This is a genomic window from Rhodococcus sp. NPDC059968 (assembly GCF_042738615.1).
GTDB lineage: Bacteria > Actinomycetota > Actinomycetes > Mycobacteriales > Mycobacteriaceae > Rhodococcus_F.
Genome location: NZ_JBHWUE010000159.1, coordinates 1 through 15,327, shown reverse-complemented (window position 1 = coordinate 15,327; position 15,327 = coordinate 1). Strand labels below are relative to the sequence as shown.

Annotated in this window: 11 protein-coding genes; 6 read left to right on the top strand and 5 right to left on the bottom strand. The window is 68.0% G+C overall.

What is annotated here, in order from left to right:
* Positions 1-92: 92 nt before the first annotated feature.
* Both ACFWAY_RS50330 and ACFWAY_RS50325 read right to left on the bottom strand, forming a co-directional pair.
* A complete protein-coding gene (locus ACFWAY_RS50330; protein ID WP_378455173.1) occupies positions 93-2,855 on the bottom strand; it encodes a GNAT family N-acetyltransferase in 2,763 nt (920 codons plus the stop codon).
* A complete protein-coding gene (locus tag ACFWAY_RS50325; RefSeq protein WP_378455174.1) occupies positions 2,848-4,119 on the bottom strand; it encodes an acetoin utilization protein AcuC in 1,272 nt (423 codons plus the stop codon). The genes ACFWAY_RS50330 and ACFWAY_RS50325 overlap by 8 nt, the downstream gene beginning before the upstream one ends.
* Before the next feature lie 134 nt (positions 4,120-4,253).
* Between ACFWAY_RS50325 and ACFWAY_RS50320 the strand changes: the two genes are divergently transcribed.
* Both ACFWAY_RS50320 and galE read left to right on the top strand, forming a co-directional pair.
* Entirely contained in the window at positions 4,254-4,946 is a 693-nt protein-coding gene (locus ACFWAY_RS50320) for an iron dependent repressor, metal binding and dimerization domain protein (protein ID WP_378455189.1), read from the top strand.
* Positions 4,947-4,949: 3 nt separating this feature from the next.
* Complete coding sequence (gene galE / locus ACFWAY_RS50315; protein ID WP_378455175.1) at positions 4,950-5,942, top strand: UDP-glucose 4-epimerase GalE; 993 nt, start codon at positions 4,950-4,952, stop codon at positions 5,940-5,942.
* 19 nt (positions 5,943-5,961) lie between these two features.
* On the opposite strand, the gene ACFWAY_RS50310 is transcribed toward galE, so the two are convergent.
* From ACFWAY_RS50310 to ACFWAY_RS50300, 3 genes are all read right to left on the bottom strand, one after another.
* Complete coding sequence (locus ACFWAY_RS50310) at positions 5,962-7,101, bottom strand: DUF4192 domain-containing protein (RefSeq protein WP_378516054.1); 1,140 nt, start codon at positions 7,099-7,101, stop codon at positions 5,962-5,964.
* Positions 7,102-7,263: 162 nt separating this feature from the next.
* The gene (locus ACFWAY_RS50305) at positions 7,264-7,929 is read right to left on the bottom strand and encodes a DUF5642 family protein (RefSeq protein WP_378516055.1); all 666 of its coding nucleotides are present in this window, start codon (positions 7,927-7,929) and stop codon (positions 7,264-7,266) included.
* Positions 7,930-8,069: 140 nt separating this feature from the next.
* Complete coding sequence (locus tag ACFWAY_RS50300; protein WP_378455177.1) at positions 8,070-8,696, bottom strand: MBL fold metallo-hydrolase; 627 nt, start codon at positions 8,694-8,696, stop codon at positions 8,070-8,072.
* Positions 8,697-8,982: 286 nt separating this feature from the next.
* On the opposite strand from ACFWAY_RS50300, the gene ACFWAY_RS50295 reads away from it, so the two are divergent.
* From ACFWAY_RS50295 to ACFWAY_RS50280, 4 genes are all read left to right on the top strand, one after another.
* On the top strand, positions 8,983-9,951 hold the full coding sequence (locus ACFWAY_RS50295; protein ID WP_378455178.1) for a proteasome assembly chaperone family protein: 969 nt from the start codon (positions 8,983-8,985) through the stop codon (positions 9,949-9,951).
* Positions 9,952-10,095: 144 nt separating this feature from the next.
* Positions 10,096-11,133, top strand: coding sequence for an alpha/beta fold hydrolase (locus tag ACFWAY_RS50290; RefSeq protein ID WP_378455179.1), 1,038 nt, complete (start codon positions 10,096-10,098; stop codon positions 11,131-11,133).
* A gap of 40 nt (positions 11,134-11,173) precedes the next feature.
* Complete coding sequence (locus ACFWAY_RS50285) at positions 11,174-13,678, top strand: DEAD/DEAH box helicase (protein ID WP_378455180.1); 2,505 nt, start codon at positions 11,174-11,176, stop codon at positions 13,676-13,678.
* Positions 13,679-13,811: 133 nt separating this feature from the next.
* Positions 13,812-15,200: an IS4 family transposase gene (locus tag ACFWAY_RS50280; RefSeq protein ID WP_378516053.1), complete on the top strand. Its 1,389-nt coding sequence runs from the start codon at positions 13,812-13,814 to the stop codon at positions 15,198-15,200.
* Positions 15,201-15,327 lie beyond the last annotated feature (127 nt).

Here is a 15,327-nt window from a genome sequence, read left to right as displayed (position 1 = left end):
CGGCTCCCACCCCCCCCCCCCCGTAACCGGCCCGGGGGGGGGTGTTCGGGCCCCGCCCCCGGCGCTGTGCTGTCGGCGGGGCCTGCGACCGGTCAGCGCAGGCGGCGGGGGCCGAGGTCGGCGACGCTGGGCTCCGGGCCGATCCGCACGCGTGAATCGGTGATCTGCGCGCCCTCGGCCGAGGCGAGCACGGGTTCGCAGGCCAGTTCCCGGACCTCCGGGAGGTCGTCGGCGAGAGCGGAGATCCGCTGCACGAGGTCGACGAGAGCCGATTTGTTCACCGGTACCGCGCTTCGGTAGCCGGACAGCAGCGGCGCGGCTTTCGGTGCGTCGATCAGTTCCGCTGCAGCGTCCTCGGTGAGGGGCAGCACCCGGTAGGCGCGGTCGCCGAGGAGGTCGGAGATCACGCCGGCGAGCCCGAACGAGATGAGCGAACCGAACGACGGGTCGTCCTGCACGCCCACCACACAGCCGATTCCCTTGGTGGCCATCCGCTGCACGTGGAGTAGCGGTTCGCCGGACGCGGCGGCGAGGTCGCGGTAGGCCCAGCGGACCGAATCTGGCCCGACCAGATCGAGGCGGACGCCACCGAGGTCCGGCCGGTGTCGCCACTGCTCCCCCGTCGCCTTCACCGCGACCGGATACCCCAGTTCCTCGGCGGCCTGCACGGCCTCGTCTTCGGTGGTGGCGGAACGGAACTCCACGACGTTCACGCCGTAGCACGCGAGGAGCTGCGATGCCTCGAAGTCCGACAGCCAGCGCCCGGACGACGCCCCGAGCCAGCCGTCGACCATCGCTTTCGCCCGCTCCGGGTCGATCCCGTTGGGGCGCACCACTTTCGAGGACGGTTTACTCTTCCACGCCGAGTACCGCCAGGCGCGGGCCAGTGCCAGCGCCGCGCGTTCCGGTCCGGGATACGACGGAACCGAACCGCGCGTCGGGTGCCCGTCCTCACCCCGGACCGCCAGGACGTCGGGCACACCCTCCGCGGCGAGGAACGTCGTGAGGACGGGTTTGTCGGCTTCACGCACCGCCTCCCGCAGCGCCTGGGCATAGGGTTCGACGGGGACGGCGACCGGTGGAACGAAGACGGCGATCACCGAATCGACGTCGAAGGACGTGAGCGCTGTCCGCACGGCCGCCGCGAACTCCTCGGGACCGGCCTGCGGACCGAGGTCGACGGGGTCGCCGACCTGTAGACCCTCACTGCGTGCCGCGTCCGCGGCGAGCACACCGAGCGCGGTGGAGTTTCCGACCACGGCGAGCCGGGGGCCCGCGGGCAGCGGCTGATACCCGAACAGCAGCGCACAGTCGAACAGCTGGGAGATCGACCCGACCTGCACCACTCCGGCCTGCTCGAAGAGGGCGCGGACGATCGAATCGTCCATCTCGCCACCGCTGGCCGCCAGCGCGGGCGGAACGGCGTGCCGGCCGCTCTTGACCGCGACGATCGGCTTGTTCCGCGCCACCCGGCGCGCGATGCGCGAGAACTTGCGGGGATTGCCGAAGCTCTCCAGATACAGCAGCACCACCTCGGTGGCCGGGTCCGAATCCCAGTACTGCAGGAGGTCGTTGCCGGAGACGTCGGCACGGTTGCCCGCGGAGACGAAGGCGGACAACCCGATTCGGCTCCGTGCGGCCTCGTCGAGGATCGCGATGCCGAGTGCGCCGGACTGGCAGAAGAATCCGACGTTGCCGGGGCTCGGCAACACCGGCGCGAGAGTGGCGTTCAACGAGACCTCGCTGTCGTTGTTGGCCACGCCGAGCGCGTTGGGACCGATCAGCCGCATCCCGTGCGCGCGGGCGGCGTGGACGAGGCGACGTTCGGACTGCCGTCCGTCCATCCCGGTTTCACTGAATCCCGAAGACACGACGACGAGTGCCTTGACCCCCTTGTCCAGGCAGTCGTCGAGGACGGCGTTGATCGATTCAGCGGGTACCGCGACGACGGCGAGATCCACCTCGTCGGGGATGTCGCGGACCGTCGGGTACGCCCGCACACCGTGGACCGAACGGTGCTCGGCGTTGACCGGATACACCGGGCCGGTGAATCCCGCCCGCAGCAGGTTGGTCAGCACGGCGTTGCCGACCTTCGCCCGGTCGGTGGACGCACCGATCACCGCGACCGACCGCGGACTGAGCACGTTGCGCATGCTGCGCGCCTCGGCGGCCCGCTCGCGGGAATTGCGCACGGACACCATCGCTTCGGTGGGGTCGATCGCGAACTCGAGCTTGAGCACGCCGCCCTCGAAGCTGCGGCTCACCTGATAGCCCGCCTCACGGAACACCGTCACCATGTTCCGGTTCTCCGCGAGGACCTCGGCGACGAACATCGTCAGGCTGTTCTCCGCGGCCGCCGCGGCCAGGTGCTCGAGCAGGATCGGCCCGAGTCCGCGACCCTGATGCGCGTCGGCGACGACGAACGCCACCTCGGCGGACTTGCCGTCCCCCTCGCCGATCAGTCGCTCGTACCGGCCGACGGCGATGATCTCGTCCCCGAGCAGGACCACGAACGCCACCCGGTCGTGGTGATCGACCGTGGTGAAGTGAACGATGTCCCGTTGCGACATGGTCGGGTAGGGGCCGAAATACCGCAGATAGCGGGTGCGTTCGGAGAGCTTCGAGTGGAACGCGACGAGTTTGTCCGCGTCCTCGGGCACGATCGGCCGCAACGCCACCGCTCCGCCGTCCGCCGCCAGCACGTCGGCGACCCAGTGCCGCGGGTAGTTGTGCGCGGCGTCGGGTTTCTTCTTCGGCTGGGTCGTGACCGCCGCCTCGGTGCCGTCCGACGTCTCGATGCCGTCCGACGTCTCGATGCTGTCCGACGTCTCGATGCCGTCCGACGGCTCAGTCACGGGGATCCTCCGGGTCGAGTCCGAGTAGTGGGAAGCAGGCGCGGCGAGTGGCGATGACGGCCGAGTCGATCCGTGTCAGGGCGCGGTCGACCGACGGGATCCCGGTTTCCGGTGTGCCACCGGGACCGTCCCAGGGCCGGTAGTCGACCTCGCCGCCGTCGCCCATCGTGTCCGGCAGGTCCACGCTGGGTGCGAGCGTGTGAGCCCGCTCCTGCCAGGCCTCGGGTACGGCACGGCCCGTGTCGATCTCGCGGTCGAGCGCTGCGGCAATGAGATGGGTCCACGCGCGCGGGACCACACGGACGAGGCCGTAACCGCCGCCGCCGACGGCGAGCCAGCGTCCTTCGGCGTAGCGGTCGGCGAGATCGCGCATCGCGAGGAATGCGGCCCGCTGGCCGTCGACCGTCAGCGCGAGGTCGGCCAGCGGATCCTCGCGGTGGCTGTCCACACCGCACTGGCTGATCACGATCTGGGGCCTGAACGCCGCGAGGGCGCCCGGGACGACGGCGTGGAAACCGCGCAGCCACAACGCATCGACGGTGCCGGGCAGCACGGGAAGGTTGACGGCGGTGCCCTCCCCTGATCCCTCACCGACTTCGCTCGACCACCCGGTGTTGGGCCAGAGCGTTGCCGGATGCTGGTGGAGCGAGATCGTCAGGACCCGGGGGTCGTGCGCGAACGCGTGCTGCACCCCGTCCCCGTGGTGCGCGTCGACGTCGATGTAGGCGATCCGGTCGAAACCGTGGTCCAGCAGCCAGGAGATCGCAATGGCGACATCGTTGTACACACAGAAGCCGGAGGCCCAGTCGGGCATCGCGTGATGCATGCCGCCGCCGATGCTCACGGCGCGGCGTGTGCGCCCCGCTGCGATCTCCTGCGCCGCGGCGAGGGAACCGCCCGCGAGGATCGCGCTCGCCTCGTGCATCTGGGGGAAGACGGGATTGTCCTCGGTGCCGAGCCCGTGCGGGGCGTCCGCACCGAGCACACCCGACGTCGCCGAGTGTCCGGCCTGTTTGACAGCTTCGACGTACGCGGGGGTGTGGATCCGCAACAGATCTGCGTCCGAGGCGGCATCGGGCCGTAACAGTTCGACCCCCTCCAGAATCCCGAGGCTGCGGGCGAGCGACATGGTCAGCTCGAGCCGTGTGGGGTTCATCGGGTGGTCCGCACTCCACCGATAACTGAGATAGTCCGGGCTCCACACGACTGCACGGTGCGATACCAGTGCAGCCGAATCCTCCCCGGAACTGAACGACGCGGTCATGAACTCACGCTACTGGTCCCCCGCGGAGGGTGCGAGCAGACCCCGGCACGACCGGCACCGACGCGCTGCGAGGACGGACGGCGCCGGTGGCGGGCAATCACCGGTAGAATCGACCAAGACGAAGGGGTGTGAGTGTGAAGGATCTGGTCGACACCACGGAGATGTATCTCCGGACGATCTATGACTTGGAAGAAGAGGGCGTCGTCCCACTTCGAGCACGTATTGCCGAACGACTCGAGCAGAGCGGTCCGACGGTCAGCCAGACCGTCGCCCGGATGGAGCGTGACGGTCTCCTCCTGGTCGCCGGCGACCGCCACCTGGAACTGACGGAGAAGGGCCGCGAACTCGCTGTGTCCGTGATGCGGAAGCACCGCCTCGCCGAGCGACTGCTGGTCGATGTCATCGGCCTCAAGTGGGAAGAGGTTCATGCGGAGGCGTGCCGCTGGGAGCACGTCATGAGCGAGGAAGTCGAGCGGCGCCTGGTGGAGGTGCTCAACAACCCCACGACTTCGCCGTACGGCAACCCTATTCCGGGGCTCGCGCTGCTCGGGCTGGACCGCCCGGTCGACCCCCCCGAGACGCTCATCCGCCTCACGGACGTGCCGCCCGGCAAGCCGACCGCTGTCGTCGTCCGGCGTCTCGCGGAGCACGTGCAGTCGGATCCGGACGTCATCGGGCAGCTGCGCGAGGCGGGCGTCGTCCCGGACGCGCGTGTCACAGTCGAGACCAAGCCCGGTTCGGTCACCATCACGGTGCCCGGCCACAGCGGATTCGATCTGTCCGAGGAGATGGCACACGCCGTCCAGGTGAAGCAGGTTCAGGGATAATCGATGAAACTTCTGGTCACCGGCGGCGCCGGCTATGTCGGCAGCGTCTGCAGCACGGTCCTGCTCGAACGCGGACACGAGGTCGTCATCATCGACGACCTGTCCACGGGTAACGCCGACGCGGTGCCGCTCGGTGCCGAGTTCGTCGAGGGCGACGTCGCGGAGGTGGTGTCGGACGTGCTCGGCACGAGCGGCACACCCCGCTTCGACGGCGTCCTGCACTTCGCGGCGCAGTCGCTCGTCGGCGAGTCCGTCCAGTACCCGGAGAAGTACTGGCGCGGCAACGTCGTCACCACGCTCGAACTTCTGGAGGCCATGCGGCATTCGGGGACGCAGAAGCTTGTGTTCTCGTCGACCGCCGCCACGTACGGCGAGCCCGAGCACTCGCCGATCACGGAGGCCGATCCGACCCGTCCCACCAATCCGTACGGGGCGACGAAACTCGCGATCGACCATGCCATCACGTCGTATTCGGTGGCTCATTCGCTCGCGGCGACCAGCCTGCGGTACTTCAACGTCGCGGGAGCGTACAAGTCGGCCGGCGAGAACCGGGTCGTCGAAACGCATTTGATTCCTCTCGTGCTCCAGGTGGCGCTCGGTCAGCGGGAGAAGATCTCGATCTTCGGAACCGACTGGCCGACTCCGGACGGAACGGCGATCCGCGACTACATCCATGTGCTCGACCTCGCCGAGGCGCACGTCCTGGCACTGGAGTCGTCGATCGAGGGCAGGCACCGCATCTACAATCTGGGCAGCGGTGCGGGTTTCAGTGTGCGCGAAGTCATCTCGGCGTGCGCGCGGGTCACCGGGCTCCCCATCGCGGCCGAGGACGCACCGCGCCGGGCAGGCGATCCCGCCGTGCTCGTGGCGTCGAGCGATCGGGCGATCGCGGAACTCGGGTGGCGGCCGGAGCACACCGACCTCGACGAGATCGTCGCCGACGCCTGGGCCTACCTGCAGGAGCTGGGCGACCGGTCGCACGCGGCACGGCGGTGACGCCGGCTCGGTCCGCGATCTAGCGGGGCAGTACGACACCGACCGCTTCGGCTCGCTCGTAACCGACGTCGGCCAGGCCCCGCACCTCGGTCGGCCGGAGTCCGGAGTGCAGTGCACCGTCGAGCAGGGTGGCCAGTACGTGCCCCGGCTCCGAGTCCAGTGCGGCGGCCAACGCGATGCCGGCGAACGGCCCGTCGCCACGAAGGTAGGCGCTGTATCCGAGCAGCGCGGCCGGGTTCGCGCGTTCCGGGTCCGGGAGGTTGCGGGCGAGGAGAATCCACAGTTGCTCCGCGTCGTCGGCGTACGGGCCGACGGCCAGAGCGAGCGCACTGTCCCGGACGGTGACATTATCGAGTGCGAGCGCGAGTTCCGCGTACTCCGGCGCGAGGAGCCTCTCCCCGGACGACACCCGCGCGACGTGCGTCAGCACCAGCTCGAGTTCGAGACGGTGACCGCGTTCCGGCGTGGCCGAACGTTCGGCCAATTCCCTTCGCAGAAGGGATGATTGACGGCCGCGTTCGATGAGGGCGGCGATCTGCATCCGTTCGAGCACCGGGCCGGTCTCGAGCGTGGCTTCCAGCTCCTCGCGCGAAGAGCGGATGGCCCTGCCCTCGACGACCCGCGCGAGCGCGACCCGGGACGACGTCGGATCGGACTGGGCTCCGTACCCACCACCGCCGAGGAGGCTGAACCATTCGCGGCCGGCCGCGATCTCCGCCGTGACGAACACGTCGAGAAGTTCGGTCGGCGTGAAGTCGAGGAGCTCTTCGAATTCTTCGACGATCGCGGACAGCTCGTCCAGGGAGATCGCGGCCCGATCGGTGAAGCGGTCGTCGACGAGCACCAGGAGCACCCCGGTGGCCTGCTCCCTCTCACAGACGGTGGCGAACTGACCCAACGCCGCGTACATCGGCGGGGTCGGCACGTCGCCGCCGCTGAGGACCAGGTCGTGTCTCATGACAGCTCCGACCGACGGGTTGCGCTCCCCGGACAGGCACACCGCCACGATCGCCCGGGCAGGCCGGAATCCGAGCAGTGCGGGCACCGAGGCGAGAAGGTCACCCGGGGCGGACAACGTGACGGTGTGCTGAAGCGGGGGCGGTCCCCCGCCGGGATCGTCGGAGAAACCGGAACCGTTCGGGAATGCGGGTGTCGTCATGCATCAGACTCTGACGGGTCGACGCGTCGGCGCTCGGTGGGCGAACTGGGGAAACACAGAGGGCTGTGGATGGGCCATCGGTTGTGGACAACCGGGCCGCCGCGCCGCGCGGACGCGCCGTTCGACCGAGAAGTCGTCGGAGCCCTGTGCTAAGGGCCCCGCTCAGCTGTTCTGCACCTTCTGCACCGCGGCGGTGAACAACTCGTCGAGCGCGACGGTATCGGCGTTCGCGTCGCCGAACGACATGAAGGTCGCGGACACCCGCACGTCGCCCACCTGCGCCATCAACGTGACCATCGACTGGGTGACCTTGTCGCTCTGGTTGCCGGACTTGACAGTCCGCCGGAGCGCGAGGGTGTCGTCGGCCCGGACCGGAGGAGCCGGTGTGACCTCGGTGGTGACGGTGGACTCGGCCCCACTGTCCGTCACGGTGACCTCGCCGCACTTCTTCGTCTGTGCCGCCAGTTCGTCGAGGGGTGTATCGGTTCTGGTGAGCTCGACCGAGATCGTCGAACGGCTCGCGTTGTCAGTGCCCACCGCCATGACGGTGCCGGTCGGTCCGTAGTCCTGCGCAGGCGGCGCACAGTCCGCAGGGTCGACCACCGCGCCCTGCGGTACGCCCGTCAGGTCGGGGGCCGCCATCGACACGGCCTGGGCGGGCAGCACGATCGCCTCGTACCGGGCCGGGAAGTCGGCCGGATCGACCAGAAGCTTCGACAGTCCCTTTCCGGACGGCGAGCCCGCCGCGATGGTCGTGCTCGGCTGCGGGACACCGGAGACCGTCGAGGAACACCCGGCGAGAATCGTCGCCGCGGCCACCGCGACCACCGGGACGACGACGGCCGTCCGTACCGCTGTGCGCCGAGACCTCACCGTCGACCTCCCGTGTCGGATGCGTGGTGCTCCCACCCCGGGAGCCTGTCCGCCACTCTGCCACGCCGATGCATCGACGGTGGGGAGGGTGCGGCTCAGCTGCCGCGGGCGATCCACTCCTCCAGATGCGGGGATTCGGTCCCGATGGTGGTTCCGTCGCCGTGCCCGGTGCGGACCGTCGTCGACGGCGGCAGCGCGAACAGACGGTCGCGAATGGACCCGATGATCGTCGGGAAGTCCGAGTAGGAGCGCCCGGTGGCTCCCGGTCCGCCCGAGAACAGGGTGTCACCACTGAACAGTTCCCCCGCCTCCGGCAGATACAGACAGCAGGAGCCGGGAGAGTGACCGGGCGTGTGGAGCACGCGGACGTCGGTCCCGGCTACCGCGATCTCCTGCCCGTCCTCGATCGGCGTGTAGGCGACGGAGGGGTGAGTCTGTCGCCACAACACGTCGTCGGCCGCATGGAGGTAGAGGGGGGCGTCCAGTGCCGTGGACAGTTCGGGCGCCACGGTGACGTGGTCGTTGTGGCCGTGTGTGCAGACGATGGCCCTCACGTGCCTACCGCCGACAGCCTCGACGATCGGGGCGGCGGTGTGGGCGGCGTCGATCACCACCACCTCGGAGTCGTCGCCGACGATCCACACGTTGTTGTCGACGTCCCAGGTGCCCCCGTCGAGACTGAAGGTGCCGGAGGTGACCACTCGGTCGATGCGCACGCTCACGACACGACCGCCGATCTTCGAACGCGGTCCGCAATTCTTTGTACCCGTGCCGACATCGCGCACCTCCAGGATCGTCGTCCGTGTCGGACCGTGCCGTTCCTCACATTGCCACAGTCCGTGCGCGGGATCTCGCTGTGGGCGAACACCGGAAGGCCCCTGGCGGGAATTATCGGTCGCCCGCGCCGTGTTCCCCCAGGGCAGGACCTCCGAGAGCAAAGTCCGACGTATCGATGCCGGAGACGATAGGGGACACTGGAGGCCAGGCACGAAGGAGAAGAGGTCTGTAATGGACGAACAGTCGAAGATGTACGAGCTGGAGTTCCCGGCACCGCAGCTGTCCTCCGCGGACGGCCAGGGACCTGTGCTGATCCACGGACTCGAGGGCTTCTCCGACGCAGGCCACGCCGTCAAACTCGCCACGACGCATCTCCGTGAGAGCCTCGAGAGCGAACTGGTCGCCTCCTTCGCGGTCGACGAACTCGTCGATTACCGCTCGCGTCGGCCCACCATGACGTTCAAAGCCGATCACTTCTCGGACTACGACCAGCCCGAACTGAACCTGTATGCGCTGAAAGACACGGCGGGCACCCCGTTCCTGCTGCTGGCCGGTATGGAACCCGATCTCCGCTGGGAGCGGTTCACCACGGCGGTGCGTCTGCTGGCCGAGCAGCTCGGTGTGCGCCGGACCGTGGGCATCAACGCCATTCCGATGGCCATCCCGCACACCCGCCCACTCGGGGTGACCGCGCATTCCACCAACAAGGACCTGATCAAGGATCACCAGCGCTGGTCGGGCGAACTGCAGGTGCCCGGTAGCGCGTCCTCGCTGATCGAATTGCGGATGGCGCAGCACGGGCACGAGTCCGTCGGATTCTCGGTTCACGTTCCCCACTACCTGGCTCAGACGGACTACCCGGGGGCCGCCGAGACCCTCCTCGAGAATGTGAGCGACGTCACCGACCTGGACCTGCCGCTGGCCGCGCTCGGCGAGGCCGCGGCACGCGTCCGGGAACAGGTCGACGAGCACATCGCGGGTAACGAGGAGGTACAAACCGTCGTCCACGCCCTGGAACGCCAGTACGATGCGTACGTAACGGCTCAAGAACAGCAGTCCACGCTCCTGGCCAGCGAAGAAGACCTGCCGAGTGGTGACGAACTCGGTGCAGAATTCGAGCGTTTCCTCGCCGAACAGGCCCTGCAGGACGGCGAGGGCGGCGACTCCGAGGAGGAGGGGGGATCACAGGGCGGGGCGTGACCGAGGATCGGTTGTGCGGTCGCCACGCGGACACTGTGCGACCGCACGGTCCAGTTGTTCGGCCGAGAGCGGTGCAATAGCGTCGAGATGAAGCGGATGATTGAGCTGTCAACATTCGGGAGTGCACCTAGTTCAGGAGGCGACATGAGCGACACCCGCATTCGTAAGCTCAGGCCCGTTCCGAACGCCGAAACCCGCATGATGTTCCGCACGATCCACGGCTACCGCCGCGCGTTCCGCATGGCAGGCGAGGGTCCCGCGCTTCTGCTGATCCACGGCATCGGCGACAACTCGTCCACCTGGACCGAGATCATCCCGCACCTCGCCAAGAACTACACCGTCATCGCCCCCGACCTGCTGGGTCACGGACGCTCCGACAAGCCGCGGGCCGACTACTCGGTCGCGGCGTACGCCAACGGCATGCGCGACCTGCTGTCCACCCTGGGCATCGACAAGGTCACCGTCGTCGGTCACTCGCTTGGCGGCGGTGTCGCCATGCAGTTCTCCTACCAGTTCCCGCAGATGGTGGACCGGCTCGTCCTGGTCTCCGCCGGCGGCGTCACAAAGGACGTTCACCCGCTCCTCCGTCTCGCGTCGGTTCCGGTGGTCAACGAGGCGCTGAAACTGCTGCGCATTCCCGGCGCGATGCCCACCGTGCGATTCGTGGGGAACGTGTTGAGCCAACTGAACGGAACGCGACTGCGTCCCGGAGCGATGCTGCACGACACACCCGACCTGGTACGCGTACTCGCGGAGCTGTACGACCCCACCGCCTACGAGGCGTACCTGCGCACCCTGCGCGCGGTCGTCGACTGGCGCGGCCAGGTCGTCACCATGCTCGACCGATGTTATCTGACCGAGAACCTCCCGGTGCAGCTCATCTGGGGCGATCAAGACGCCGTCATCCCGGTGAGCCATGCCCACCTCGCACACGCGGCGATGCCCGGCTCACACCTCGAGATCTTCCGCGGCGCAGGCCATTTCCCGTTCCGCGACGACCCGATGCGGTTCCTGCGCACCATCGAAAAGTTCCTGTCCGTAACCCATCCCCTGCAGTTCGACGAAACGAAGTGGCGGCAGATGCTCGTCACCGGCGTCGGTGAGAGCACCATCACCGGCAGCGCGTCCACCCGCATGGCGGTCCTCGACGCGATGGGATCGGACGAACGCAGCGCGACATAGGCCCGGCAGCGGCGCACCGCGTTCCGGCTAGCCTGTAGCAGTGCTTCTCTCCGACCTGCTCCCCGACAACGCGGATTCCGATTCCGTTTTCGACGCCTTCACCTCCTGGACCGAAGAACGGGGTCTGACGCTCTACCCCGCCCAGGAAGAATCCGTGATGGAGCTGGTGTCCGGGGCCAACGTGATCCTGGCGACGCCCACCGGATCCGGCAAGTCGATGGTGGCGGTCGGCGCCCACTTCTACGCCATGGCCACCGGCAAGCGCACCTTCTACACCGCCCCGATCAAAGCCCTTGTCAGCGAAAAGTTCTTCGCCCTGTGCGAGGTGTTCGGCGCGGAGAACGTCGGCATGATGACCGGCGATGCCGCCGTCAACTCGCGGGCACCCATCATCTGCGCGACCGCCGAGATCGTCGCGAACCTCGCGCTGCGCGAGGGCGCCGACTCCGACATCGGTCAGGTCGTGATGGACGAGTTCCACTTCTACTCCGAGCCCGACCGGGGCTGGGCGTGGCAGGTACCCCTTGTCGAACTCCCCCACGCCCAGTTTCTCCTCATGTCGGCCACCCTCGGGGAGGTCGACTTCTTCTCGTCCGACCTCACCCGCCGGACCGGCCGCCCCACCACCGTCGTCGCGGGCACCGAGCGTCCCGTTCCCCTCTTGTTCTCGTACGCCACGACTCCCGTGAGCGAGACGATCGAGGAACTGGTGACCACCAATCAGGCCCCGGTCTACGTGGTTCACTTCACCCAGGCCGCCGCCCTGGAACGGGCGCAGGCCCTGACCAGCGTCAACTTCTGTTCGCGCGAGGAGAAGGACGCCATCGCCGAAGCCCTCGGCGGCTTCCGGTTCACCACCGGATTCGGCAAGACGCTCTCGCGCCTCGTCCGCCACGGTATCGGCGTCCACCACGCGGGCATGCTGCCGAAGTACCGCCGTCTCATCGAGAAGCTGGCGCAGGACGGTCTGCTGAAGGTCATCTGCGGCACCGACACCCTCGGTGTGGGGATCAACGTCCCCATCCGCACCGTGCTCCTCACCGGGCTGACCAAGTTCGACGGCACCCGCACGCGGCACCTCCGCGCCCGCGAGTTCCACCAGATCGCGGGACGCGCGGGACGCGCCGGCTACGACACCCTGGGCACCGTGGTCGTGCAGGCGCCCGAACACGAGGTCGAAAATCTGCGCGCACTGGCCAAGGCAGGCGACGACCCGAAGAAGCGCCGGAAAGTACAGCGCAAGAAGGCGCCGGACGGCTTCGTGTCGTGGAGCGAGGCCACGTACGATCGCCTCGTCGCCGCGTCACCCGAACCGCTCGTCTCACGGTTTTCTGTGTCGAACTCCATGCTGCTCAACGTGATCGCGCGCCCGGGCAACTGCTTCGAGTCCATGCGGCACCTCCTCGAGGACAACCACGAGTCGCGGCCCGCGCAGCGCAAGCACATCCTCAAGGCGCTGTCGTTGTACCGCGGGCTGATCGACGCCGGCGTGGTGCAGCGACTCGAAGAACCCGACGCCGACGGCCGCATGGCCCGGCTCACGATGGAACTCCAGCGGGACTTCGCGCTCAACCAGCCGCTGTCCCCGTTCGCCCTGGCCGCCCTCGAACTCCTCGACGTCGAATCCGATTCCTATGCACTGGATGTGGTGTCGGTGATCGAGTCGACCCTCGACGACCCGCGGCAGGTCCTCATGGCGCAGCAGCACTTCGCCCGCGGTGAAGCGGTCGCGCAGATGAAGGCCGACGGGATCGAGTACGAGGAACGCATGGAACTGCTCGAGGAGGTCACCTGGCCCAAGCCTCTCGCGGACCTGTTGTTCCCGGCGTTCGAGATGTACCGCGGTGGGCATCCGTGGATCACGGAGTTCGCGCTGTCGCCCAAGTCGGTCGTGCGCGACATGGTCGAGCGGGCCATGACGTTCGCCGAAATGGTCAGCCACTACGGTCTGGCCCGTTCGGAGGGGCTCGTGCTGCGGTATCTCGCGGACGCGTATCGCGCACTGCGCCAGACCGTTCCGACCGAGGCCCGGACGGAGGAGCTGGACGACCTCATCGAGTGGCTGGGCGAGCTGATCCGCCAGGTCGATTCCAGCCTGCTCGACGAATGGGAATCCCTCACCGATCCCGGCGCCGAGGGAGACGAGCAGCAGGTCGCGTTCGGCGCCGATGTGCCGCGCCCGATCTCGGCGAACACGCGGGCATTCCGGGTGATGGTGCGCAACGCCATGTTCCGGCGTATCGAACTCGCGTCGCGGCGGCGGTGGGCCGAACTGGAGGGACTCGACGACGGCATCGACGCCGGGGAGTGGGAGGACCAGCTCCAGCCGTACTTCGACGAGTACGACTCCCTCGGCACCGGCCCCTCGGCACGCGGCCCCCAGCTGTTCCAGGTGGAGACCGCGCCCGAGCTGTGGCGGGTGCGGCAGGTCCTCGAGGACCCTCAGGGCGATCACGGGTGGGCGTTGACGGCGGTCGTCGACCTCCCCGAGTCCGACGCGGCCGGCGAAGTGATCTTCGACGAGCTCAGCATCGTCGAGGGTTAGCGGCAATGCCGCGCAGTTAGACGTGTGACTGTTGGGTCAAATGGGACACACATGGGTAAAGGGCGTGTCGGTGCGTGTGGGACAGCGGAACTCCCGGTATCGAGGGCTTGTCCTCGCAAGACAACCCTTTACCTTGGGAGTTCCGCTGTCCACACAGTCTGTCATCCGCCGCCCCGTCGAGGTTGCCGTAGGCCGGTTCGCGCCCGGTCACCTCGGCGAGTTGACCCAGATCGTGCCGTTCGAGATGGTCGACGACGCGCTCGCGTCGACGTCGAGTGTGCAGAAGCGGGTGCGCGATCTGCCCTCGCGGGTGGTGGTGTACCTGCTGCTCGCGGCCGGACTGTTCGCCGAGGGCGGCTACCAGCAGGTGTGGGCACGGCTGACCGCCGGACTGGACGCGCTGACGCCGGCCCGGCCGGGCAGTTCCGCGCTCGCCCAGGCTCGCCGCAGGGTCGGGGCCAAACCGTTACGGGCGCTGTTCGAGCTGCTCGCCGGGCCGGCGGCGGGGGCGACGCGTTGGCGTGGGCTGCTGGTCTGCGCGGTCGACGGCACCACGATGTCGGTGCCCGACAGCGCGGCGAACCTGCGCTGCTACAGTCGCCAAAGCGGCACCCACGGCGGTTCCGGATACCCGCTGATGCGGATGTTGACCATCGTCGCGTGCGGCACCCGCACCGTCATCGACGCCGTGTTCGGCTCGACCCTCATCGGCGAAACCACCTACGCACCACGCTTGTTCGGTTGCCTACGGCCGGGCATGCTGCTACTAGCCGACCGCAACTTCGCCGCACAGAACATCGTCGCCGGCATCGCCGACAGCGGTGCTGACCTGCTCATCCGCTGCAAGGACAACCGCAAACTCCCACGGATCGGGCGCTGCCCGGACCGGTCCTACCTGACGGTGATCGCCGGAGTGACACTTCGAGTCATCGACGCCGAGATCGCCATCACCGGCACCGGCGATCACCAGCGCAAACGCCGAGTCGGCCGCTACCGGCTCATCACCACATTGACCGATCACACGGCGTTTCCTGCATCGGAGATCGTCACGCTGTACCACCAACGTTGGGAGATCGAAACCTCCTACCTCGAACTGAAATCGAGCATCCTGGGCGGACGGGTGCTGCGGGCACGCACCCCGGCCGGCATCGAGCAGGAGGTCTACGCCCTGCTGGTCACCTACCAAGCCCTCCGTCTGGCCATCGCCGACGCCACCGCCACCGACCCGACCGCCAGCCCGGACCGGGCCAGCTTCACCGTCGCTCTCCATGCCGCCCGCGACCAGCTCATCCACGCCGCCGGCGTCATCGCCGGTACCGTCATCGACCTAGTCGGCGCCATCGGCCGCGCCGTACTCAACGATCTAATGCCGACGCGCAGAACAAGAGTCAGCCCGCGCGTAGTGAAGCGCGCAATCTCCAAGCACCGAGCCAAGGGTGACATCGACCGCACCAACTACCACGCCGAGATCAGCATCAGCATCCTCATACCAGCACACTTGACAACAGACCCGCCGCCCTAAGGGCTTGCAGATAAATTAATCGTGTAGATTGTCTTTTCGGTGTCATGCTTGTGCTATGAGCGTGAGTGAGGATGTCAGGGCGTCGCTGGCGGCGAAGTTCGAGGTGCTGTTGCCTCATCTGGACGAG